Genomic DNA, 374 nt, shown 5'->3' with positions numbered 1-374 from the left:
ATGCGGGTTGAGGCCACAAACATAAATTTTCGGCTGTTTGATGCCAAATTTGCTGACCAGATCGGCATGCAGGACCCGAATCACCTGATGAATACGATCTTCGGTCACTGCTTTAGCCACATAGGCCAGCGGGATGTGAGTGGTAACCAGAGCAACACGCAGCCCTTCTGTCGCCAGCATCATCACCACCTGGTTGGATTGTGCCTGCTGGGCGAAAAACTCTGTGTGACCGCTGAACGAGACGCCCGCACGGTTAATAATGCCTTTATGAACCGGCCCGGTCACCAGAGCGGCAAATTCGCCGTCCATATTGCCTTCGGCAGCACGGCGGAGGGTGTCCAGCACATAGTGACCGTTGTGCTCGTCAAGCTGGC

General features: G+C 55.1%; 1 protein-coding gene. It reads right to left on the bottom strand.

The features are described 5' to 3' along the window. Nucleotides 1-374: 4-hydroxythreonine-4-phosphate dehydrogenase PdxA (locus tag ACYP03_RS24640; protein WP_459782473.1), on the bottom strand; the 374-nt coding region annotated here is incomplete at both ends.

Source organism: Photobacterium sp. R1, from assembly GCF_054600795.1.
Note: the sequence above shows the minus strand (reverse complement) of the source record. Positions and strands in the feature narration are given on the sequence as shown.